The sequence below is a fragment of the Caryophanon tenue genome (assembly GCF_001700315.1).
In the GTDB taxonomy this organism is placed as follows: domain Bacteria; phylum Bacillota; class Bacilli; order Bacillales_A; family Planococcaceae; genus Caryophanon; species Caryophanon tenue.
The window spans coordinates 361,324-383,519 of sequence record NZ_MASJ01000003.1 but is presented as its reverse complement, the minus strand read 5'-3'; the positions used below and the strand labels follow the sequence as shown (position 1 = coordinate 383,519).

Annotated in this window: 25 protein-coding genes; all 25 read right to left on the bottom strand. The window is 40.1% G+C overall.

The features are described 5' to 3' along the window. Positions 1–61: 61 nt before the first annotated feature. The 25 genes from rseP to A6M13_RS04910 all read right to left on the bottom strand — a co-directional run bounded on the left by rseP (position 62) and on the right by A6M13_RS04910 (position 22,192). The gene (rseP, locus tag A6M13_RS05030) at positions 62–1,327 is read right to left on the bottom strand and encodes an RIP metalloprotease RseP (protein ID WP_066543442.1); all 1,266 of its coding nucleotides are present in this window, start codon (positions 1,325–1,327) and stop codon (positions 62–64) included. A 33-nt stretch (positions 1,328–1,360) separates the two neighbouring features. After that, complete coding sequence (locus tag A6M13_RS05025; RefSeq protein ID WP_066543441.1) at positions 1,361–2,506, bottom strand: 1-deoxy-D-xylulose-5-phosphate reductoisomerase; 1,146 nt, start codon at positions 2,504–2,506, stop codon at positions 1,361–1,363. Between the two features lie 24 nt (positions 2,507–2,530). Continuing rightward, entirely contained in the window at positions 2,531–3,322 is a 792-nt protein-coding gene (locus tag A6M13_RS05020; protein ID WP_066543440.1) for a phosphatidate cytidylyltransferase, read from the bottom strand. After that, positions 3,322–4,116 (bottom strand): undecaprenyl pyrophosphate synthase, encoded by a 795-nt coding sequence (locus A6M13_RS05015; protein ID WP_066543439.1) that lies wholly within the window; start codon positions 4,114–4,116, stop codon positions 3,322–3,324. Before A6M13_RS05015 ends, A6M13_RS05020 begins: the two co-directional genes overlap by 1 nt. 245 nt (positions 4,117–4,361) lie before the next feature. Further along, on the bottom strand, positions 4,362–4,919 hold the full coding sequence (gene frr, locus A6M13_RS05010; protein WP_066543437.1) for a ribosome recycling factor: 558 nt from the start codon (positions 4,917–4,919) through the stop codon (positions 4,362–4,364). Beyond that, positions 4,919–5,644 (bottom strand): UMP kinase, encoded by a 726-nt coding sequence (gene pyrH, locus A6M13_RS05005; protein WP_066543435.1) that lies wholly within the window; start codon positions 5,642–5,644, stop codon positions 4,919–4,921. Before pyrH ends, frr begins: the two co-directional genes overlap by 1 nt. 104 nt (positions 5,645–5,748) lie before the next feature. Then, positions 5,749–6,630 (bottom strand): translation elongation factor Ts, encoded by an 882-nt coding sequence (gene tsf, locus A6M13_RS05000; RefSeq protein ID WP_066543430.1) that lies wholly within the window; start codon positions 6,628–6,630, stop codon positions 5,749–5,751. Positions 6,631–6,736: 106 nt separating this feature from the next. Then, complete coding sequence (rpsB, locus tag A6M13_RS04995) at positions 6,737–7,462, bottom strand: 30S ribosomal protein S2 (RefSeq protein ID WP_066543428.1); 726 nt, start codon at positions 7,460–7,462, stop codon at positions 6,737–6,739. 153 nt (positions 7,463–7,615) lie between these two features. Beyond that, positions 7,616–8,179 (bottom strand): hypothetical protein, encoded by a 564-nt coding sequence (locus A6M13_RS04990; protein WP_066543426.1) that lies wholly within the window; start codon positions 8,177–8,179, stop codon positions 7,616–7,618. A gap of 9 nt (positions 8,180–8,188) precedes the next feature. Next, positions 8,189–8,488: an RNA polymerase subunit sigma gene (locus tag A6M13_RS04985; RefSeq protein WP_066543424.1), complete on the bottom strand. Its 300-nt coding sequence runs from the start codon at positions 8,486–8,488 to the stop codon at positions 8,189–8,191. 14 nt (positions 8,489–8,502) lie between these two features. Beyond that, positions 8,503–9,273: a FliA/WhiG family RNA polymerase sigma factor gene (locus A6M13_RS04980; protein ID WP_066543422.1), complete on the bottom strand. Its 771-nt coding sequence runs from the start codon at positions 9,271–9,273 to the stop codon at positions 8,503–8,505. A 253-nt stretch (positions 9,274–9,526) separates the two neighbouring features. After that, positions 9,527–9,874 carry a hypothetical protein gene (locus A6M13_RS04975; RefSeq protein WP_066543421.1) on the bottom strand — a complete coding sequence of 116 codons (348 nt, stop codon included), beginning with the start codon at positions 9,872–9,874 and terminating at the stop codon, positions 9,527–9,529. Beyond that, entirely contained in the window at positions 9,871–10,362 is a 492-nt protein-coding gene (locus A6M13_RS04970; RefSeq protein WP_066543415.1) for a chemotaxis protein CheD, read from the bottom strand. The genes A6M13_RS04975 and A6M13_RS04970 overlap by 4 nt, the downstream gene beginning before the upstream one ends. Continuing rightward, positions 10,362–10,994 (bottom strand): chemotaxis protein CheC, encoded by a 633-nt coding sequence (locus tag A6M13_RS04965; protein ID WP_066543413.1) that lies wholly within the window; start codon positions 10,992–10,994, stop codon positions 10,362–10,364. Before A6M13_RS04965 ends, A6M13_RS04970 begins: the two co-directional genes overlap by 1 nt. Positions 10,995–11,003: 9 nt before the next feature. After that, positions 11,004–11,456: a chemotaxis protein CheW gene (locus A6M13_RS04960; protein WP_066543411.1), complete on the bottom strand. Its 453-nt coding sequence runs from the start codon at positions 11,454–11,456 to the stop codon at positions 11,004–11,006. A gap of 14 nt (positions 11,457–11,470) precedes the next feature. Continuing rightward, positions 11,471–13,513, bottom strand: coding sequence for a chemotaxis protein CheA (locus A6M13_RS04955; RefSeq protein ID WP_066543409.1), 2,043 nt, complete (start codon positions 13,511–13,513; stop codon positions 11,471–11,473). A gap of 15 nt (positions 13,514–13,528) precedes the next feature. Then, positions 13,529–14,662 carry a protein-glutamate methylesterase/protein-glutamine glutaminase gene (locus tag A6M13_RS04950; RefSeq protein ID WP_066543407.1) on the bottom strand — a complete coding sequence of 378 codons (1,134 nt, stop codon included), beginning with the start codon at positions 14,660–14,662 and terminating at the stop codon, positions 13,529–13,531. After that, complete coding sequence (locus A6M13_RS04945) at positions 14,663–15,535, bottom strand: MinD/ParA family protein (RefSeq protein WP_066543405.1); 873 nt, start codon at positions 15,533–15,535, stop codon at positions 14,663–14,665. Beyond that, positions 15,532–16,662, bottom strand: a complete 1,131-nt coding sequence (gene flhF / locus A6M13_RS04940) for a flagellar biosynthesis GTPase FlhF (RefSeq protein WP_342669467.1) — start codon at positions 16,660–16,662, stop codon at positions 15,532–15,534. The genes A6M13_RS04945 and flhF overlap by 4 nt, the downstream gene beginning before the upstream one ends. Before the next feature lie 2 nt (positions 16,663–16,664). After that, positions 16,665–18,698: a flagellar biosynthesis protein FlhA gene (gene flhA, locus A6M13_RS04935; protein ID WP_066543401.1), complete on the bottom strand. Its 2,034-nt coding sequence runs from the start codon at positions 18,696–18,698 to the stop codon at positions 16,665–16,667. Positions 18,699–18,723: 25 nt separating this feature from the next. Beyond that, a complete protein-coding gene (gene flhB / locus A6M13_RS04930) occupies positions 18,724–19,812 on the bottom strand; it encodes a flagellar biosynthesis protein FlhB (protein WP_066543398.1) in 1,089 nt (362 codons plus the stop codon). Position 19,813: 1 nt separating this feature from the next. Next, a complete protein-coding gene (fliR, locus tag A6M13_RS04925) occupies positions 19,814–20,593 on the bottom strand; it encodes a flagellar biosynthetic protein FliR (protein WP_066543397.1) in 780 nt (259 codons plus the stop codon). A gap of 4 nt (positions 20,594–20,597) precedes the next feature. Continuing rightward, positions 20,598–20,867, bottom strand: coding sequence for a flagellar biosynthesis protein FliQ (fliQ, locus tag A6M13_RS04920; protein WP_066543396.1), 270 nt, complete (start codon positions 20,865–20,867; stop codon positions 20,598–20,600). A 12-nt stretch (positions 20,868–20,879) separates the two neighbouring features. Next, entirely contained in the window at positions 20,880–21,545 is a 666-nt protein-coding gene (fliP, locus tag A6M13_RS04915) for a flagellar type III secretion system pore protein FliP (RefSeq protein WP_066543395.1), read from the bottom strand. Continuing rightward, complete coding sequence (locus A6M13_RS04910) at positions 21,542–22,192, bottom strand: flagellar biosynthetic protein FliO (protein ID WP_169817414.1); 651 nt, start codon at positions 22,190–22,192, stop codon at positions 21,542–21,544. Before A6M13_RS04910 ends, fliP begins: the two co-directional genes overlap by 4 nt. Positions 22,193–22,196: the final 4 nt, after the last annotated feature.

Genomic DNA, 22,196 nt, shown 5'->3' with positions numbered 1-22,196 from the left:
TTTGACAATTACACTCAAAGCCGAAAAATTTGTGCATCATTTGCATGTTTTTATGGGTAGATTAGAAGAAAAATCTCTGAATATCATTCCATGTCACTGCAACCATTAGCATCATTAATAGGACGATACCAACAAAATGTACCATGCCTTCTTTTTGTGGGTCGACTGGCTTGCCACGTACTGCTTCAACAGCGAAGAACATTAAACGTCCACCGTCTAGCGCAGGTAATGGTAAAAGGTTCATAATCCCAAGGTTAATCGATAAAATTGCTGCCCAGTGCATTAAATTGTAAACACCTGTTTTCGCAACTTCCTCTGTTGATTTATAAATACCAACCGGTCCATTTAACATATCTAATGAGAATTGACCCGTTATTAAGTCCCCTAATAAACCAAGAATCATTTTTGTATACTCAACCGTTGATGTTACACCGTACCAAGCCGCTTCAAATGGATTCGTAATGCGGTCCATTGGTGACGCGTAACGTACGCCAATTTGACCGTATTCTTTCCCTTCTTGCTCAATGACACCTGGTACCATCGTTAAGGATAACGCTTCACCATTACGCTCAACATCCACCGCAATTTCTTGATTCGGGCTTTCCTGCACAATCGCCACTAAATCATTCCACTCAGCAATCGGTTCATTATTAATCGCCGTCACAAGGTCGCCATCTTGCATCCCTGCAACTGCTGCTGGTGAGTCCTCAACAACTTCGGTAATAATCGGCTCATTCGTTGGCACACCTTGCATAAAGCCTAGTGCCATAAAAATAAAGAACGCTAAAATGAAGTTAAATAACGGTCCTGCAAAAATCGCCATTGTACGTGCGCCAACCGATTTCGAATTAAATTGACGGTCATACGGAGCGATAATCGTTTCCTTACCATTTTCAACAAGCGCTGCTGTACGCGATACATTAAAACGTACAAGCTCTTCATCTTCGTTATAGCCCTCAATCCATAGCTCACGATTTAAATCGGCGCGCTCCACTTCCATGAAGTAAATGTTTGGATATGTTTTATTTTGATTGAAGTAAATTTTTTCAATCACATTGTCATCGTTTAACACGACACCAATACGATAGCCTGGCTTTAACTCCACACTATCCATTTCTTCTCCTGCCATCTGTACATAACCACCGATGGGCAGCAGACGAATGGTATAAATTGTCTCGCCTTTTGTTACGCCAAAAATTTTCGGTCCCATCCCAATTGCAAACTCACGCACCATAATGCCTGCACGTTTTGCAAAAATAAAATGCCCTAGTTCATGGAAGAACACAAGTCCACCGAAAATGACGATAAAGGCTAAAACTGTTTGCATATTGCGTCACCCTCATCTCTTCATTGCTTGTGTTTATTTTACCATGCCCTGTACAATTTTTCTCGTTTCGCTATCCACCGCTAAAATGGTTGCTAAATCTGGTAATTGCACATTATTATGCGTATGCATGACACGCTCGATTAACTCTTCAATTTGTAAAAACGTAATTTGCTCGTTTAAAAATAACGCAACTGCTGCTTCGTTCGCTGCATTCATCGCCGTTAGCATCGTACCACCTGCGCGCCCTGCATCATATGCAAGTTGCAATGCTTTATAGCGCTCAAAATTCACTTCTTCAAAATGCAATTGTCCAATTTGTGCTAAATTTAAACGCTGTGCATGTTGAATCGGTAAACGGTCTGGGTAGCTCAGTGCATATTGAATCGGTACACGCATATCCGGTGAGCCTAGCTGTGCCATAACGCTCGTATCGCTGTATTCCACCATCGAGTGAATAATACTTTCACGGTGCAACAACACATCGACTTTGTCATACGGCATATCAAATAACACATGTGCTTCAATGACTTCTAAACCTTTATTCATCATTGTGGCCGAATCAATCGTAATTTTCGCGCCCATTGACCAGTTCGGATGATTTAACGCATCCTTCACGGTCACACCGACTAATTCGTCGCGTGTTTTATCGCGGAATGAACCACCAGAGGCTGTTAAAATTAAACGTTCAATGCGCTTTGTATTTTCGCCATTCATTGATTGGAAAAGTGCTGAATGTTCACTATCTACCGGTAAAATTGGGGCATTGTATTTTTTCGCTTCTGCCATCACTAAATGTCCTGCTGTTACAAGTGTTTCCTTATTGGCAATCGCAATCGTTTTGCCCATGCGAATCGCTGCAAGTGTAGATTCTAACCCTACACTTCCTAAGACGGCATTCACAAGTACTGTCGAAGCTGGATGCGTCGCTACTTCTACAAGCCCTTCATTTCCATACGTAAACGTGACATGTGGAAATTCTGCCTGTAATGTTTGTGCATCTTCCGCAGAGATGACCGACACTAGCTCTGGTGTTAATTTTGTTAAAATTGAACGTGTCACATCCATATTACGTCCTGATGAAAATGCGACAAGCTGAAATGCTTCTGGATGTTGCTCTAAAATATCAATCGTTTGTAAACCAATTGAACCTGTTGCACCAAGTAAACTAATTTTTTTCATATTTATCACGATTCCTTTCAAGCGTCACACAAAATGTAAAAAGTGTAGAAGTGGTAACACAAACAATAAGCTATCAAAGCGGTCTAAAATACCACCATGCCCTGGTAACACATTCCCTGAGTCTTTTACGCCATAATGACGTTTAATCGCTGATTCGACTAAATCACCCATTTGTCCAAAAACTGAGCAGACAATTGTGACAAGAAGTAAACTTGCCCACGATGAAGCAAATGGATAAATCAGTTCCATTGCTACCGCAAATACGACAGCGATCAAGATGCCACCAACAAAACCTTCTACTGTTTTATTCGGTGAAATTTCTGGCCATAATTTACGCTTACCGAATTTACGCCCTGTAAAATACGCACCGGAATCCGTTGACCATACAACAACCAATGCAAAAATAATATATACAAGTCCCTCATTACGCGTTTCGATGAAATAATGGAATCCTAAGCCGACATATATCGCTGCTAGTACAACAAAGCCGACATTATCAAACGTAAATTTATTTTTAATTAATACCGAATACACCAGTAATAAAATGACCATAATAAAAGCTAACTCTAGCTTCGGATAGCCGGTCCACTGCTCTACTTGTACTGCCCATTCATTTGGCATTAACAAAACAAATAACGCCAATGTTCCAAGTACGCCTGGCGTTGAAAAAATCGATATGTCATTCATTTTCAGTAATTCATACATACCAATCGCTGCAAGTGCATACACTAAAATTGTCCATGGTAAGCCACCATAGACAACAAACGGTATAAACAGTGCAGCAGCGACAACACCCGTAATAATACGTGTTTTCACTAATTGCTCTCTCCTTTTAAACCACCGTAACGACGATCACGGCCTTGGAAGCTCTCTATAGCCTCTAATAAATGCTGCTCGGCAAAATCCGGCCACAACACATCTGTAAAGAAAAACTCCGTATAGGCAAGTTGCCATAACATAAAGTTGCTTAAACGTACTTCTCCACTTGTACGAATGAGTAGCTCTGGCTCTGGTAATCCCGCTGTCATCAGTGCAGCGTTCATCGTCTCTTCTGTAATATCTTCAACTGCTAACACACCATTTTTTACGGCAGTCGCTATGTTTTGTGTTGCTTTTACAATTTCAGCACGGCTTCCATAGTTCAGCGCAAATGTCAGCACTAATCCTGTATTGTGCTTTGTTTGCTCAATCGCTTCTTCTAAGGCAAGACGCGTATGCTTTGGTAAATATTCCGGCTCTCCAATTGTTTCCACACGGATATTACGTTCAATCATTTCTGGTAAAAAATCACCTAAAAATTCTTGTGGTAATTTCATAATAAATTCGACTTCTGCTTTTGGGCGCTTCCAGTTCTCTGTTGAGAATGCGTACACCGTCAGCGCTTTTACGCCTAAACGATCTGCAAAGCGTGTAATTTTACGCACGGTCTTCATGCCTTCATGATGCCCTGCCACACGTGGTAAACTACGCTTCTTCGCCCAGCGTCCGTTGCCATCCATAATAATCGCAATATGCGTTGGAACGGTATGTTGAGTTGCCTGTTGTACACGCTCCTCGAAAGATTCACTTATCGGCAACGTTTCCGTTTTTCCGAACCATTTTTTTAACATTTACTTTATTCCTCCACTGACTACAAATCGGACGTACTTCATTATCATATCAAAATCTACCCTAAATTACCTTATGTTTCTGTGAAGTTTTCAGCGTTTTACAACAAACTTCCATTTTTTGTAGTCGCTTTTTCGTATTTTTTACTGGATGATAAATGCGCGTCATACGGATATATGTAGTAAGCGAAAAAGAAAAGAACGTCCTAACGTGTAGGACGTTCCGAAATGAACAAGGTTCTATCGAATTAAACTTCTAATAACTCTTGTTCTTTTTCTTTTGCAACAGCGTCTACTTTTGCGATGAAATCATCTGTTAACTTTTGAATATCTTCACCGTAGCCACGTAAATCGTCTTCTGTAATGTCGCCGTTTTTCTCAGCTTTCTTTAAGTCATCGTTTGCATCACGACGCACGTTACGTACTGCAACTTTTGCATCTTCTGCTTCTTTTTTCACTTGTTTTGCAAGCTCTTTACGACGCTCTTCTGTTAATGCTGGAATCGCTAAACGAATGACATTACCATCATTTGTTGGCGTAATGCCGATATCTGATTTCATAATCGCTTTTTCAATATCACCTAAGATTGTTTTATCGTAAGGTGTGATTACTAAAAGGCGTGCTTCTGGTACCGCGATACCTGCCATTTGGTTTACTGGCGTTGGTGCACCGTAGTAATCTACTGTGATGCGGTCAAGTAAGCTAGCGTTCGCACGACCTGCACGAATTGATGCTAATTGACGAGAAAGTGCAGAAATTGATTTCTCCATCTTCTCTTTTGCTAATGCTAAAATTTCTTTTGTCATTATAAGCTCCTCCTAACAACTGTACCGATTTTTTCTCCTTGTACGGCACGACGAATGTTACCTTCTTCTGAAATTGAGAAGACGATTAACGGAATGTCGTTATCCATACATAGTGTCGACGCAGTAGAATCCATTACTTGTAACCCTTGTTGAATTACATCTAAGTATGTTAAAGTATCATATTTTACTGCATCTTTGTCAACGCGAGGATCTGCTGAGTACACACCATCTACATTGTTTTTCGCCATTAAAATTGCATCTGCATTAATTTCTGCGGCACGTAATGCTGCTGTTGTATCTGTCGAGAAATAAGGATTCCCTGTACCTGCCGCAAAAATAACAACGCGTTTTTTCTCTAAATGACGAACTGCTTTACGACGAATATACGGCTCTGCCACTTGCGTCATCACGATAGATGATTGCACGCGTGTTTCGATGTCTAGCTTTTCTAAAGCGTCTTGTAATGCCAACGAGTTCATAACTGTTGCTAACATGCCCATGTAGTCTGCTGATGCACGTTCCATGCCCATTTCACTGCCGATTTTTCCGCGCCAAATATTACCGCCACCGACAACAACTGCTACTTCTACGCCTAAATCAACGACTTCTTTCACCTGTTTTGCAACTTCTTTAATGATTTGTGGCGATAAGCCAAAACCTGCTTCGCCAGCTAATGCTTCGCCGCTCAGCTTAATTACTACTCGTTTGTATTGTGAAACACTCATAGGAAACCTCCGTCATTTCTTTTATTTTACTACGTTTTCATTGCTTGAAAAATAGGGAACACGCAAATTGGTGCTCCCTACTTTTTTCGTTATGAAACTATTAATTAGTTACCTTTAACTTGGTTCATTACTTCTTCCGCGAAGTTATCTTCACGTTTTTCGATACCTTCACCTACAGCGTAACGAGTGAAGCCAGTTACTTGACCGCCAGTAGATTCTACGAAAGTACGTACTTTTTGGTCAGAGTTTTTAACGAAAGTTTGGTCTAATAAGCAGATGTCTTCGAAGTATTTACCAAGACGACCTTCTACCATTTTCGCTACGATGTTTTCTGGTTTACCTTCGTTTAACGCTTGCTCAGTTAATACTTTGCGCTCACGCTCTACTTCTTCAGCAGAAACTTCGTCACGAGAAACGTAAGTTGGGTTGATAGCAGCGATGTGCATTGCTACGTCTTTTGCAGCTGCAGCGTCAGTAGAACCTTCAAGAACTACTAATACACCAATGCGTCCGCCCATGTGTAAGTAAGCACCAAATGCGTCTGCATCTGTTTTTGTTTTTACTTCAAAACGACGTAAAGAGATTTTTTCACCGATTGTAGCAGTAGCTGTAGAAATTTGGTCAACGATTTTCACGCCGTCTTTTTCTAATTCTAAAGCAGCTTCTACTGATTCTGGTTTAGCAGCTAATAATTGCTCAGCTAAAGAAGCAACTAATACTTGGAACTTTTCGTTTTTCGCAACGAAATCTGTTTCAGCGTTTACTTCTAAAAGAATTGCTTCGTTACCTTGTTCTAAAATGTAAGTTGTACCTTCAGCAGCGATACGGTCTGATTTTTTGCCAGCAGCAGCTAAACCTTTTTCACGTAAGAAATCGATTGCAGCATCGATGTCACCGTCAGTTTGTACTAAAGCTTTTTTGCAGTCCATCATACCTGCGCCAGTTTTTTCACGTAATTCTTTTACTAATTGAGCAGTAATTGCCATTGGAAATTCCTCCTTGGAATATAAATAAACTTTTAAAGTTTTATGCGTTATCTTCAAAAAAAGGTGATAAGGGATTTATCCACTTATCACCTTTTGTAAAAGTGAATTATTCAGCAGCAGTTTCTGCTTCTGCAGCTACAGCTTCTTCTTCACCTTGTTTAGACTCGATTAAAGCGTCAGCCATTTTAGCAGTTAATAATTTAACCGCGCGAATAGCATCATCGTTTGCTGGGATTACGTAATCAATTTCATCTGGATCACAGTTTGTATCAACGATACCAACTAGAGGGATGTTAAGTTTACGTGCTTCTGCAACAGCGATGCGCTCTTTACGTGGGTCAACCACGTACATTACATCTGGAATTGCAGTCATATCACGGATACCGCCTAAGAATTTAACTAAGCGTTCGTGTTCTTTTTTAAGTTGGATAACTTCTTTCTTCGGAAGTACTTCGAAAGTACCGTCTTCTTCCATTTTTTCGATTTGCTTCATACGAGCAACACGTTTTTGGATTGTACCGAAGTTTGTTAAAGTACCACCTAACCAACGTTGGTTGATGTAGTAGTTACCTGAACGTTCTGCTTCTTCTTTGATCGCTTCTTGTGCTTGTTTTTTCGTACCTACGAATAAAACTTTACCACCGTCTTGACCAACTTGACGCATGAAGTCATAAGCTTCTTCTAATTTTTTAACTGTTTTTTGTAAGTCGATGATGTAGATCCCGTTACGCTCAACGAAGATATATTTCTTCATTTTTGGGTTCCAACGACGAGTTTGGTGACCGAAATGTACACCAGCTTCAAGTAATTGTTTCATTGAAATTACTGACATGATATTGCCTCCTAAGTTTTGGTTGTTTTCCTCCGCATTTTTCATTTGTAACAAGCTACTTCTAACAAAGAAGCACCACTTACTACATCAAAATGCGTGTGTAATGTAATTATTACCGTTAATCACTATAGCATATCACGTATACCCTTGCAACTATTTTTGCAGATTAAACTTTAATAACAATTCGACTTCCGTTTTTCCTTTGTTTAACGCCTTTGCAATTTGCTCAATCGTTTGTCCCTCTTCACGCATTTGTTGAATTTGTTGTTGCAATGTTTGAGGTGGTTTTTCGGCCGGCGTTTCAACCGCCTGTTGCATCGCCTCTTCAAATGTTGGGCGTTTTGTTAGCGGTGCTTTCGGCGGCTGACTTGCGTATACGGACGCTGCCTTTTTCTTTGGCACAACCGGTACTTCAAATGCCACTACCTCTTCATCTGGCATTGGTGGCACATACGGCGCAGCTTTTACTTTCGGTGTTTCAATCGGCTCGTTAAATAATGAAGCTGGTTTTTTCGTACGCTGTAGCTCTGCTAAAAAACGGTCGTTTTCTTCTTTCATATCCACTAAATAAGCACTGACAGATTGATCTAATTCACGCATCATAATTTGCTGTTTGTGCTCAACATCTTTTAATTGTGATACTTTCATATATAGCAAAATAATGACCGCAAATGCGACAAGTAATCCAATAAACAGTGCGACGATTGCGATGACCATGTATAACTCCTATCCACTAAAATCAACAAAGTTTCCTTTAAACGGATGCTGTGCCTTTTTAGCTAGCTGTTGCTTCTTTTTCATTTGTTGTTCTTGTTGCTCTTGTTGTTGACGCTCTTCGTCAATATCTACACCGTCTAAATGTTCGGTATCATTGACCATCGTTTGCTGGCGATCGATTTGCTTTTTTAACGCCTCATTCGCATGCATTTGTTGATTGATAACATGTTGCTGTTGCTGCTCGACAATCTTTCCGGCATCAAATGTTTTGGGAATAGCAATTTGTAATTCAATACTTTTTAAACTCACAGTCGTTCAACTCCTTAAGCATTTAACATTTCGTTCATCAGTAACTTACGTAGCTTAAACAAGGCTTTTGAATGAATTTGTGAAATGCGTGATGTTGATAATTGTAAAAGCTCTCCAATTTCCGTTAACGTCAATTCTTCTGTATAAAATAAACTTAACACTAATTGCTCTTTTTCATTTAACTTTTGAATATTGTCAATCAAATCGCTAATTAACTCTGACTTCACCGTTTGCTGTTCAGGTGTTAATGTCGCATCGTCACGAATGACAAATGACTTGCCGTCCGCTTCATCTTGGTCATCAAATTGTTCGTGGATCGACAATACATTCGAAAAGAAATGTTCCTGCACCGTCTGATAAACGTCATCTACTGATAATTGTGTATGCTCCGCAATTTCTTCTGGTGTCACATGACGCATCATTTTCTGTTCCAATTGTTCGATTTGTTGGTCGAGACGCTTTGCCTTTTCACGAGCAGAACGTGGTAACCAATCTTCTTTGCGTAAACCGTCAATAATCGCACCGCGTACACGGAATGATGCATACGTATCAAACTTTAAATCACGTTGAATATCAAACTTATTTAGCGCGTCAAATAAGCCCATCATTCCTAAGCTCGTTAAATCATCACGAGAAACATTTTTCGGTAAGCCTGATGCAATACGTTGTACATGATACGACACAAGTGGGGTATATTTCTTCACTAAAATATCGCCAACCACTGGGTCTTTATCTTTTGCCCAGCGCAACCATAGTTTCTGTTCCTCTGACGTTTTTGGAGTCATGAAACCACCTCTTTCTTCACAATACATCTCTTTTCGTTATATTAAATTTAACATACCTACGCATAAAATACCTTATGTAAAACGAGCTAAACCTTTACAATTTACGAAACAATTTCATTGCTTTCTTTTCAGCTTTTTATGAAAATCTGCTCATATTACTACTAAATATAATATATGCGAGTCCTATCACCCATTTTTATAAAAAAATGCTACAGCTTCTCCAAAAAGGAAGCGCTGTAGCATGTGTATCAATTTATTTCGCTGGCTCATCTTTATGCAACATTGTACGCACCACTTGCGCAATGTCCTCTGAGCTTTCATCTTGAAATTCAATGGTAGAAGTCGCTGGTGCTGCCTCTACTTGCGTCGCTTCTTTCGATGTCTGTTCATCCTCGACAATAGCTGGTTCTGGCGTATATAATGCATACGCAATGACATAACGCACTATGAATGTCACAAAGAACGCAATAATTGCCGTCGCAAAACAGCCAAATAAAATACGCGGCGACGCATATACATCTTGAATTGCAATAAAGAAATGCACACTAAAAGCAGCAAGTGCCACCCAGCAATTATAAAAGATACTGCCATATAACGTCATAACTGTGTCACTCCTTGATTTACCGTACGAATATGCAAAATGCTCGTTGTAGGGTCAAACTCAATTGTCCGTCCACTGTTACCACCTGTATCTTCAGCGACAAGTTGAATCGCTAGTTTGCGCAACTGCTCTTTTACGGCTTCAACATTTCGTGGACCAATGCGCATCGAATCTTTATCCGATGTAAATTGGAACATTTGCGCACCGCCAGCAATTTTCGCTTTTAAACGCACCGCTCCACTTCGCTTTAATAGCTCAGCCATCGCCACAACACCGGTATCTGCGAATTTCGCTTCATTAATTTGAGGTGTGCGGTTTAACGATGAGTCCGGTAACATGACGTGGACAAGCCCCGCTAACTTGCGAGACTCATCATAAAGGACGACACCTACACAAGAACCAAGTCCCGACGTTCGAATTGTCGCAGGCTCTCGTGCAATATCCATCTGTGCAATGCCTACTTTCACCACTTGGCTATTTGGTAGCATTACATCACACCTAACGCTTTAAAGATTTTCATAAATGAATCTGGCTCTGGCAGTAAGAAGAAGTTTCCTTTTAAACTTTGCGATTGTTGCTCATCTTCCTCAAAAATTGCCGTATCAATAACGATTACTTGGTCTGTTACATACGATAAATCAATAAGTCCAATACTAATAATCGCTCCGAACATATCAATACTTAGCCCTGGAACTGTTGGGTACAACTTCAATCCTGTAAAATCAGACAGCGCTGACAAATACGAACCAGATAAAATATTGCCCATTTCCTGCATCGCGGACAATCCAAGCTCCGATACAGGTGGTGTATAAAAATCAAATGTATCATCGTGAATTAAACGACGGATAAAACGATTCGCTTGCTCCACTGGTAAAATAAAAAACATACTACCTTCTGCATCGCCTTCAATACGAAGGAAAATACCAACGACCATTTCTTCTGCACCGCCCGCAATATCCATCATCTCATCAAACGAGACGGTTTTCACATCGGGCACTTGCATATCGATTTTCTTTTGTAATAGCTCGGACAATGCTGTTGCAGCATGTGCCGCACCAATATTTCCAATTTCCTTTAAAACATCTAAGTGTAACGATGTAATTGGTGTATCTTCATGCATCTCTATCGCCTACTTTAACGGATTTAGTACTTTATCTAAGTGTAATAAAATCAGTAATCGTTTCTCAATTTTTGCCACGCCTGAAATAAAATCCTCTTCATGTGAGCCTACTACTTCGGGCTGCGGTTCAATTGTGTCAGTTGCAATGTCTAAGACGTCATTTGCGGAGTCAACTACAAAGCCGACTTCCATGTCATCAAGTTGAATAATAATAATGCGTGTCGTTTCCTCATCTTCTGAAATCGGTAACCCGAAGCGCTGACGCAAATCAATAATCGGCGTCACAACACCTCGTAAATTAATAACCCCTTTGACATAATGAGGCGTTTTTGGCACACGCGTAATATGCATTAATTTTTCAATACCTTGTACTTGCGCAACCGGTACAGCATATTCTTTATCCGCTAGTTGAAAGACGATTACTTTCATCGCTTCCACTTCCGTTGTATATGTTTCTGTCATCTGTCATTCACCTCTTACTTAATTAATGCGTTACAGTCAACAATTAGCGCAACTTTACCATTGCCTAAAATGGTTGCACCTGAAATCGCAAAAATATTTGTTAAGTAGTTTCCTAATGATTTTAAAACGATTTCTTGCTGTCCAATAAATGAATCGACAACTAAGCCGGCAAGCTTATCATTTTTACGAACGATGACAACCGAATGGAAATCATCTGTCTTCGGCTCTGCGCGTGGTACTTCAAAAATTTCTTCCAAGAATACTAATGGCACAACTTTTCCACGGAAATCAATCACTTTTTGATTATGCGCATTTAAAATATCTGATGTACGAATAATCGATGTTTCAATAATTGATGACAACGGAATCGCATAGCTTTCTTGCTCAATTTCAACAAGCATGACAGAAATAATCGATAATGTTAATGGCAATTGAATCGAGAAGATTGAACCGCTTCCTGGTGTCGAATCAATTGAAATTTGACCGCCTAATGACTCGATTGTTGTTTTCACAACATCTAAGCCAACACCGCGACCTGATACGTCCGAAATAACATCCGCTGTTGAGAAACCTGGAGCCATAATAAATTCAGCTACTTGCTTATCAGATAATGTCGCTGCTACTTCCGGTGTCACTAAACCACGTGAAATGGCCTTTTTCAATACTTTTTCACGGTTCACACCTGCACCATCATCTTCAATCTCGATGAATACATGATTACCACTATGGAATGCGCGTAATTGGACAACGCCCTCTTCTGGCTTTCCTTTTGCAACACGTTCTGCTGGCGATTCAATACCATGGTCCACCGAGTTACGAATTAAGTGAACAAGTGGGTCACCGATTTCATCAATCACAGTACGGTCTAGCTCCGTCTCTGCTCCGATAATATCTAAACGAATTTTTTTATTTAAGTCGCGTGATAATTGACGGACCATTTTCGGGAAACGGTTAAATACCGTTTCGACAGGTACCATGCGCATTGTTAAGACGATTGTTTGTAAATCTCCCATCGTCCGACTCATACGCTCTACGGTTTCCGTTAATTCCATATGGTTGACATCAGCTGCAATCGACTGTAAACGCCCTCGGTCAATCACAAGCTCTTCAAATAAATTCATTAAAATATCTAAACGCTCGATATTAACACGAATTGTTTTGCTTGTTGCAGCTTGTGCTTTTGCAGGTGCTGCTTTTTCACTTTTTTGCACTGGCGCTACTTCGACCGTTTCAACTGTTGGTACGGGTTGTACAGGTTGCACCGCTTCAACAACTGACTCTTCTACCACCGTTTGTTCAACATTCGCTTCAATTGCTTGCACACGAACTGCCGCTACTTCCGAAACCTTCATTAACTGCTGTTGTAAAGACGTCGCATCTTCTTTTGAAATAAAGCCAATTTGGAACTCACTATCAAACTGCTCTTCTTCCAATTGATCGACACTCGGTACAGCTTTAATCACTTCACCAAGCTTCTCTAAAATTTCAAAAATCATAAACACACGCGCCGCTTTTAATAAGCAATCTTCACGTAAAGTCACGTAAATTTCATATGCTTGGAAACCTTGTTCTGCTGACTGCGCAATCACTGTATTTTCAAATGTATCAAAGTTAAGCGTCGAAGCCACTGTCTCTACAGTTGGCGTAGCAACCGGCAGAGCAGTTGTCTGAATGTCTTCTCCAGCTTCAATGCGATTTAATTTTGCAACGGTTTCTGAAACATCACGTTTCCCGTCACCACCATTTGCAACATCATTCACCATTTCTTCCAAATGGTCCACTGACTCAAAGACAACATCTAAAATTTCAGCTGTAACATCAATTTTAGCATTGCGAATCGCATCTAAAACGTTTTCCATTTTATGTGTTAAATCGGCTAAGTCTTCATAGCCCATCGTTGCTGACATTCCTTTTAGCGTATGTGCTGAACGAAAAATCTCACTCACAATCGCTAAGTCACGTGGATTTTTTTCAAGCTCTAGTAAATGTTCACTACAAGCTTGTAAATGCTCTTTACTTTCATCAATGAACATTTCTAAATATTGATTTACTTCCATAAGAGGACACCCCTTTTAAGGCAAATATTTAAGTATAGATTGGGCAATATCTTCAACGTCCGCCACTTCATCAACAAGCTGTGTTTCGACCGCTGCTTTTGGCATACCGTATACAATACACGTATTTTGTGATTCAGCAATCGCCATGACATGTCCATTTCTTTTTAACGCTTCTAATCCTTTTGAGCCATCATAGCCCATGCCCGTCATAATAACCGCAATTTTATCGAAGTCATCGTATTGACTGACACTTTCAAACATCACATCTACAGCTGGTCTATGCCCTGAACGTGGTGGTTCTTCTTGATCTAGTACAATACCAAAAGACATACCGACTTTACGTAGTTTCATATGATATCCACCAGGGGCAATATAGGCTGTACCGTTTTGTAAAATATCACCATGCTCCGCTTCTTTTACATGAATGGCACTTAATTGGTCCAAACGATTCGCAAGTGACTTTGTAAAACCAGCTGGCATATGCTGTACAATTAAAATCGGCGCTTGAATATGCTCGGGTAGCTTCGTTATCACTTCTTGTAATGCACGCGGTCCACCTGTCGAAGTACCAATGACAATAATTTTTTTCGACGCCGCATGCCAGCGCTGTGGTGCTTTTTGCGCTTTTGCTGGTAACGTCTGGCGTGGCACAGTCGGCGTTGTCAATACAGGGGCTTGCTCTTGTCGTAAAGTCATTGAAGAATGCAGCGGTCTACGATAAACCGGCTTGCGTAAATTACGAACGGGCGCATGTAGTGCATGTTCAACCTTCTGAACAAGCTCCTGCTGAATTTTATGTAAATCAAGCGAAATTGTGCCACTTGGCTTTGCAATAAAATCAACAGCACCATTTTCCATCGCAATTAATGTATTTTCAGCACCTTGTTGCGTTGTGCTTGATAACATCACAATTGGCAGTGGCTGTTTTTCCATAATTGCTTTCACCGCATCTAAGCCATTCATAATCGGCATTTCAACATCCATCGTAACAACATCCGGCTTATATTGGTCAATCTTTTGAAGTGCATCCTTCCCATTACGCGCGGTTCCAATTACTTCAATCGTTGGATGATGCGTAAAGAAATCACCAATCAACTTGCGCATAAATGCAGAATCATCAACAATGAGTAATTTCTTTTTGGCGAGCATTTACTCACGTCCTTTCGAAAAAATCGAACGCAGCTTCGTTAAAAACTTGCTATTTTTAGTCGGCGCATGTATCTCCTCTTGACGTTGATCAATAAACGTCGACACAATTTGTCGTAGCGTTTGTGTAATCGTCGCATGTGGATACAGCTCCGAAAAAGGAATTTGTTGTTGTACGGCTTTACGCACTAACGGTTCTTCGGGCAATGACCCTAATAAAGTTACGTCTTTATGCAAAAATTGTGTCATCACGGTGCGAAGGCGCTGTAATGTATCACGCCCTTCTTCTGTGTTATACACACGATTGCATAATAAATAAAAATCTTTTTGTGCATCTTTTAAATAAATAAATTTCATCATCGAATACGCATCGGTAATCGATGTCGGCTCTGCCGTTGTAATAACAACAATATCATCGACTGAAACAAGCAAATCTAAAGACCAGTTTGTTGCACCAGCACCCATATCAAACACAATATAGTCATAATGCTGCTGTAAATATTCAAACGCCTCAATTAATTTTGCAAACTGTGCGTCGTTCCATTCAAGTAATGTTGACATACCCGAGCCACCTGAAATGTACGTTAAGCCGTTATATTGTGTAGCCATTACATCTTCTAGTGATTGCTCACCATCCAAATAATCTTTCAGGCTATATTTCACACTTTTACCGATTAAAATATGAATATTGCCCATACCGATATCCATATCGACAATAATCACTTTCTTGCCTCTTCGAACTAGCTCTAGCGAAAAGTTCGTTGTGAAGTTACTTTTCCCAACGCCACCTTTACCGCTGACTACTGCAATGGAACGTCCTAATTGACCTTGGCTTTGCAATAATTTTCTTCGTAAGTTTTCGGCTTGATCCCTCATGTAATGTCTCCTTGGAACAATAACGTCATCAACTGCTCAATGGATGCTTCTTCAATATCTTCCGGGACTTCTTGACCAGACGTATAGTAAGCAAGTCCTTTATTATATTTAACCATTAAATTGACTATAGTGCCAATAGAATCTGTTTCATCTAGCTTTGTAAACACAAATTTTTGAAACGGTAGCTCCTGAAATTGGTCAATAATTTGACACATATCTTGCTGCTTCGACGTTGCTGCTAACACAATATACGTTTCTGTCTCTTCAGTAAAAGATACGAGCTTCTTCATTTCTTCGATATAGCGCGCCTCTTTGTAGTTGCGCCCTGCTGTATCAATAAAAATACGCTCCTGCGTTTGCAATCGCTCAATCGCAGCCGCGTAATCACTCGATGTATACACAACTTCAAGCGGTGCTTGTAACAAACTCGCATATGTTTTTAATTGTTCAATCGCGGCAATACGATACGTATCTGTTGTCATAAAGCCAACTTTTTTCTTTTGCTCTAATACCGTTCGGGCAGCCATTTTAGCAATCGTTGTCGTTTTCCCTACACCAGTCGGACCTAACAAATTCACATATCGAATGGATGCATCACATGCGCCAAACGGTAAATGTTTTAGTTTATCAGCAAGTATTCTTTTCGCTTCTTGGCGCAGAATCGCTGTTGTAACGTTACGATGCTTGCGTAAATGGATGAAAAGCTCATCACCAATATATGTGATGAGCTCATCGTCTAGCTCTTGCTGCTTTAAATATTGCAATAAAGCAACTAACTCTTGCGGATATTTTGTTTGTTCCTGCTGGCGTGACATCGATTGAACCATGGCCTTTAAATCGGCAATTTCATTACGCAACTCCTGCGTTTGCTCCGTTGCTACTGGCTGAGGTTGCACCTGCATTTCTTGCTTTGGCAACACCGCTGTTGGAAAATCCGCTGTTTTATCAAAAACAGGCTTTACGACTTCATCTATGCCCGCTGTTACTTCGAATTGCTTCGTCGTCACAAGTCCTAAAAACTTTTTCGTCGTAATCATACGCTGGCTTAAAATAACCGCTTCCTCGCCAAGCTCCTGCCGAATTTGTAACATGGCTTCTGGCATCGTTTGCGCATAAAATTTCTTCATCTTCAATCTACATTCACCATCCCAACACTTTGGATTTCTATTGCTGCATCTAGTTCATTATAAGACAACACTGGAATTTGTGGGAAGTAACGTTCTGTTAATTGACGTAAGTACATACGTACAGCTGGCGAACATAATAAAATCGACGACTGTTCCATAAACGATACACGTTCTACTTCTTTCGCAATGGCTTCTAAAATATGCTGTGAATCTTGTGGGTCCATCGCTAAATAATTACCATGCTCGGTTTGTTGAATACTATCTGCAAGCAATTTTTCGATTTTGCCAGACACTGTAATCACTTTTAATGTCGGCTGACCGTTTGAATGTTGCGCTGTAATTTGACGCGCAAGTGCTTGGCGCACATACTCCGTTAAAATATCCGTGTCACTCGTTAATTTCGAATAATCTGCGAGCGTTTCAAAAATAACAGGTAAATTTCGTACCGATACACCTTCTTGTAGCAAGCGACCTAACACTTTTTGAATATCCCCAATCGCTAATGGTGATGGTGTTAATTCGTCGACTAAAATCGAATGTGTTTCGCGTAAATGGTCGATTAACTGCTTCGTCTCTTGACGGCCTAATAAATCAGACGCGTTTGCACGAATAATTTCCGTTAAGTGTGTTGATACAACACTTGGTGGATCAACAACTGTATAGCCGTACATTTCTGCATCCTCTTTCACCTGTTCAGTAATCCACTTCGCAGGTAAGCCGAATGATGGCTCCACTGTGTCAATCCCTTCAATCATATCGTCATCACCAGGGCTCATCGCTAAATAGTGGTCCAGTAAAAGCTCCCCACGCGCTAGCTCATTCCCCTTAATTTTAATGCGATATTCATTTGGCTGAAGCTGAATATTATCGCGAATACGTACAACGGGAATGACAATCCCTAGCTCTAATGCCAACTGACGACGAATCATCACAACACGGTCAAGCAAGTCGCCACCTTGTGACGTATCAACAAGTGGAATTAAGCCATAACCAAATTCAAACTCAATCGGATCCACACTTAATAAGTTGACAACATTTTCAGGGCTCTTCATTGTATCTGTCGCAATCTCCTCTTCAAACTCTTGAATCTCTTCAATACTTTCCTTCTTGTTACGATCCATTAAGAACGCCCCAATCGCAAGCGTTGCTGCAATTGGTAAAGTAATCCAATCTGGTAATGGCGTTACTAAACCTAAAATCGCAATTGAACCTGCTGCTACATATAATAATTTTGATTGTGAGAATAACTGTGTCATAATGTCAGAACCTAAGTTACCGTCTGACGCTGCACGCGTTACAACAATACCTGTAGCTGTAGAAATTAAAAGTGCCGGAATTTGTGATACTAATCCATCACCGACTGTTAATTTCGAGAATTGTGTTGCTGCTTCACCAAATTCTAAGCCTAGCTGCATCATCCCAATAATCATACCAACGATTAAGTTGATAAATACCATAATAATAGAGGCAATCGCATCCCCTTTTACGAACTTTGTCGCACCGTCCATCGCACCGTAAAAATCAGACTCTCCTGATACTTTCGCGCGACGCTCACGTGCTTCCTTCTCTGAAATCATCCCGGCGTTTAAATCCGCATCAATACTCATTTGCTTACCAGGCATCGCATCTAATGTGAAACGTGCTGCAACTTCAGCTACACGTTCCGAACCTTTTGTAATGACTAAAAACTGAATAATGACAAGTAATGCGAAAATAACAAGCCCGACAACGATATTACCACCTGTTACGAAGTTACCAAATGTATCAACAACTTCACCTGCGTCACCTTCTGTTAAAATTGCACGTGTTGTTGAAATACTTAATCCTAAACGGAATAATGTTAGTAATAAAATAACGGATGGGAAAATCGCAAAATCAAGCGCTTCTTTCATATTCATCGCTGTTAATAATACTAATAAACTAAGTGTGATATTAATGATAATTAAAAAACTTAACAGCCATGGTGGCAGAGGGATAATAAGCATTGCTACGATTAAAATAACCGCACCTAACACGCCAAGATCGCTGAATTTCATACATGTCCCTCCTGATTACATCCAATCAAATTTTTCGTTTAATACGATATACATATGCAAGCACCTCTGCAACAGCTTTGAAAAAATCGTCCGGCACAGCTTGACCAATTTCAACTTGGTCATACATGCTACGTGCAAGTGGACGGTTTTCAACCATCACAACATCATGCTGTTTTGCAATTAATTTTATTTTTTGAGCTACAAAGTCCGTCCCTTTTGCGATAACAATTGGTGCATCCATCGAATCACCATCATATTTTAAGGCAATCGCATAGTGTGTCGGGTTTGTAATGACAACGTCCGCATTGGGCACTTCTTGCATCATACGGCGCATCGCCATTTCTCGTTGCTTCTGTTTAATTTTCCCCTTGATTTGTGGGTCACCTTCAACATTTTTATGTTCATCTTTAATGTCTTGCTTCGACATTTTTAAGTTCTTTTCATAGTCATAGCGTTGATAAAAGTAGTCAATCACTGATACGAGCAACAACACAAGCGCTGCAATAATGCCCATAATGCCCGTTAACGTAGCCACCATGGACATCGTGTCTTTTGGATCCATAAAGGCGAGCTTTAACACATCCTCTAAATAAATCCAAATGACTAAAACCGTCGCCGTACCAATAACGGCAATTTTCAAAATCGACTTTACTAAATCGACAAGTGCGCGCACTGAAAATATTTTTTTAAGCCCTTTAATTGGATCCATCTTTTTTAAATCCATTTTCAATGGGTGCATCGTAAATAAAAAACCAAATTGCAGTAGGTTCGCAGCCACTCCCGCGAGCATCCCCATCACCATTATTGGTACAACGATGATTGCCATCTCTATAATATACGTCTCGTATAACTTCATCGTTGATTCAATCGACAAGTCTTCTACCAAGACATACGTTTCCATCGACTCCCGCAAAATATTCAAAATGCGTTCTTGCATAAACGGTGCAATGAAAAATAATGCTAAAAACATAATGAGCAATAATAATGCTGCCGTTACGTCTTGGCTTTTCAGTACTTGTCCTTTCTTACGAGCATCTTGACGTTTTTTGGGCGTCGCTTTTTCAGTTTTCTCCCCTGCAAAAAATTGCAAGTCTAAACGAAGTAATAAATTCATATTACATACCACCTAATATCGTCATAAAATCTCGTAAGCCATAAATCATCACTTCAATTAAACGTCGCATAACATCAACCATTACACCCATTACAATAATCATTAAAATAAAACCAGCCATAATTTTAATCGGGAATCCCACAACGAAAATGTTCATCTGAGGTACTGTTTTCCCGACAATCCCTAACGCTAGTGTTACTAAAAAGAGTGCTGCAATAACAGGTGCTGACATTTGAAATGCAATTGCAAACATCGTTGACATTACTTTAAACATAAACCATGCATAAGATTCATCACCAGTATGCAACGCTAAATCATCTAATGCGATATATTGATAGCTATAATAAATCCCATCTAATAACAGATGATGCCCATCAATCGCTAACAACGTCAGTAACGCTAAAATATTAAATAATTGCCCGGTAATCGGACTTTGTGCTCCGGTTTGCGGATCGATAACATTGGCAATCGCAAAACCCATTTGGAAGTCGATTAAGCCACCTGCAATTTGGACCGCTGCCATAATAAGCTGCGCCATTAAGCCAAGCATTAAACCGACCACTACTTCTTTCAGCACATATAAAATATACGTGCCATCAAATGCAATGGCGACGTCCGCTGATAATGTATAGTACATCGTCCATGCCAATACGACAGGAATCGCAATTTTGGCTTGGCTCGGAATTGTACGATACGAGAAAAACGGGACAGTCACAAAAAATGCCGTTAAACGCGCCATAATTAACAAAAAGATTGTGATTTTGGGGATTAATTCTTCCATTTACTCACCCTATATAACGCGTTAAATTGTTCATAATATCATAAAAATAGCTTGTCGTATGTGACAACATCCACGGCCCAAAAAGAACAATACCGACTAGTACACCGATAATTTTTGGGACGAACGCTAATGTTTGTTCTTGAATCGATGTTGTTGCTTGGAAAATACTTACGAGCAACCCGATAATAAGTGCAATGAGCATAAGGGGACCTGAAACAAGCAAAATAACCCATACTGCTTGCTCTGCAATTTTCACTACCATTTCTTGTGTCATATGCGTTCCCCCCTAAAAACTCACTAATAACGATTTCATCACTAAATACCAACCATCGACTAATACGAATAATAAAATTTTAAATGGCAACGAAATCATAACAGGTGGTAACATCATCATCCCCATCGCCATTAATACGCTGGCTACAATCATATCAATCACAATAAATGGAATGAAAATCATGAAGCCCATCTGGAATGCTGTTTTTAATTCACTAATAACAAATGCTGGCACTAACATCGTTAACGGAATCTCATCAACTGATGCAGGTGCTTCCGCTCCGTTATATTCTAAAAATAGCTCCAAGTCTTGCTGACGTGTATGCTCAGCCATAAATTCCTTAAACGGACCAGCCGCACGGTCATACGCTTCTTCTAATCCAATCTCTTCTGCAAATAATGGCTGCAACGCCTCTTCATTTACTTGCGAAAGCACCGGTGTCATAACGAAGAATGTTAAAAATAATGCCAATCCGATAATCACTTGGTTTGGCGGCATTTGCCCTGTCGCAAGTGCCGTACGCACAAATGACAACACAATCACGATTCGTAAAAACGATGTCATTAAAATCAAAATACTTGGCGCTAACGACAGCACCGTTAATAATAAAAGTAATTTCACTGAGGTCGAGACGTTTGTTGGATCACTATCAGCGAAAATGCTAATAAAATCATTCATCGCTCATTGTCCTCCTTTTGACGCCACTGCTCGAGTTCTTGCGCTCGACCTTGCTTAATTTCTGCTAACCGTTTATTTAACTCTGCTCCGAAATCTTGTGGCGGAGCTGATTGCTGTTTCTTTTTGAAAAACTTCATAAAATATGGTAACAATTCTTCATCTGACTGTTGAGCATTATAAATCGATAATAATGCTTCAATTTCTTCCTGATCATCCAACTCTTTTAAAAGCTGAACATTGTCACCTACACCGACCATCATAATTTTGTTCCCTACTTTTACGAGCTGAATCGACTTTTGTTGCCCTACTGGTACGCCACCTAAATTTTGCATGAGCGCATGTTGCTGTACACGCTGATTACGCTTTGTTACAAACTTTAAAACGAGGAATAACAGTGCAATGACAAGTACAAACGTACCGAGCATCTTCACATATTCCCAAGCATTAAAACTAACAGCTGCCGACGGAGTTTCCATTTCGGCAGCTGTAGGTGTAGTATCTGGGCATGCAACGTCAGGATTTTGTAAACACTCTTGCGTCGCATTAATGTTGTCGCTTACGGAAGCCTGGGTATGTATAGGTGCTCCAAAAGCAACAATCATTAACACAATTGCGAGTGCACTTTGTTTCAGTCGTGTCAAAATCATTCGT

Bases quoted from the DNA above. Each gene is read 5' to 3' on its own strand.
- frr (WP_066543437.1), bottom strand. From the start codon at position 4,919: ATGACAAAAGAAATTTTAGCATTAGCAAAAGAGAAGATGGAGAAATCA.
- A6M13_RS05015 (WP_066543439.1), bottom strand. From the start codon at position 4,116: ATGTTAAAAAAATGGTTCGGAAAAACGGAAACGTTGCCGATAAGTGAA.
- A6M13_RS04945 (WP_066543405.1), bottom strand. From the start codon at position 15,535: ATGAGGGATCAAGCCGAAAACTTACGAAGAAAATTATTGCAAAGCCAA.
- rseP (WP_066543442.1), bottom strand. From the start codon at position 1,327: ATGCAAACAGTTTTAGCCTTTATCGTCATTTTCGGTGGACTTGTGTTC.
- fliR (WP_066543397.1), bottom strand. From the start codon at position 20,593: ATGGAAGAATTAATCCCCAAAATCACAATCTTTTTGTTAATTATGGCG.
- A6M13_RS04960 (WP_066543411.1), bottom strand. From the start codon at position 11,456: ATGACAGAAACATATACAACGGAAGTGGAAGCGATGAAAGTAATCGTC.
- A6M13_RS04990 (WP_066543426.1), bottom strand. From the start codon at position 8,179: ATGGTCATCGCAATCGTCGCACTGTTTATTGGATTACTTGTCGCATTT.
- flhB (WP_066543398.1), bottom strand. From the start codon at position 19,812: ATGAATTTATTACTTCGTTTAGACTTGCAATTTTTTGCAGGGGAGAAA.
- fliP (WP_066543395.1), bottom strand. From the start codon at position 21,545: ATGAATGATTTTATTAGCATTTTCGCTGATAGTGATCCAACAAACGTC.
- A6M13_RS04910 (WP_169817414.1), bottom strand. From the start codon at position 22,192: ATGATTTTGACACGACTGAAACAAAGTGCACTCGCAATTGTGTTAATG.
- A6M13_RS04980 (WP_066543422.1), bottom strand. From the start codon at position 9,273: ATGACTCCAAAAACGTCAGAGGAACAGAAACTATGGTTGCGCTGGGCA.
- A6M13_RS04950 (WP_066543407.1), bottom strand. From the start codon at position 14,662: ATGCTCGCCAAAAAGAAATTACTCATTGTTGATGATTCTGCATTTATG.
- fliQ (WP_066543396.1), bottom strand. From the start codon at position 20,867: ATGACACAAGAAATGGTAGTGAAAATTGCAGAGCAAGCAGTATGGGTT.
- A6M13_RS04965 (WP_066543413.1), bottom strand. From the start codon at position 10,994: ATGCATGAAGATACACCAATTACATCGTTACACTTAGATGTTTTAAAG.
- A6M13_RS05025 (WP_066543441.1), bottom strand. From the start codon at position 2,506: ATGAAAAAAATTAGTTTACTTGGTGCAACAGGTTCAATTGGTTTACAA.
- flhA (WP_066543401.1), bottom strand. From the start codon at position 18,698: ATGAAATTCAGCGATCTTGGCGTGTTAGGTGCGGTTATTTTAATCGTA.
- A6M13_RS04955 (WP_066543409.1), bottom strand. From the start codon at position 13,513: ATGGAAGTAAATCAATATTTAGAAATGTTCATTGATGAAAGTAAAGAG.
- A6M13_RS04975 (WP_066543421.1), bottom strand. From the start codon at position 9,874: ATGACGTTATATGGCAGTATCTTTTATAATTGCTGGGTGGCACTTGCT.
- A6M13_RS04970 (WP_066543415.1), bottom strand. From the start codon at position 10,362: ATGCTACCAAATAGCCAAGTGGTGAAAGTAGGCATTGCACAGATGGAT.
- tsf (WP_066543430.1), bottom strand. From the start codon at position 6,630: ATGGCAATTACTGCTCAATTAGTAAAAGAATTACGTGAAAAAACTGGC.
- pyrH (WP_066543435.1), bottom strand. From the start codon at position 5,644: ATGAGTGTTTCACAATACAAACGAGTAGTAATTAAGCTGAGCGGCGAA.
- rpsB (WP_066543428.1), bottom strand. From the start codon at position 7,462: ATGTCAGTAATTTCAATGAAACAATTACTTGAAGCTGGTGTACATTTC.
- flhF (WP_342669467.1), bottom strand. From the start codon at position 16,662: ATGAAGAAATTTTATGCGCAAACGATGCCAGAAGCCATGTTACAAATT.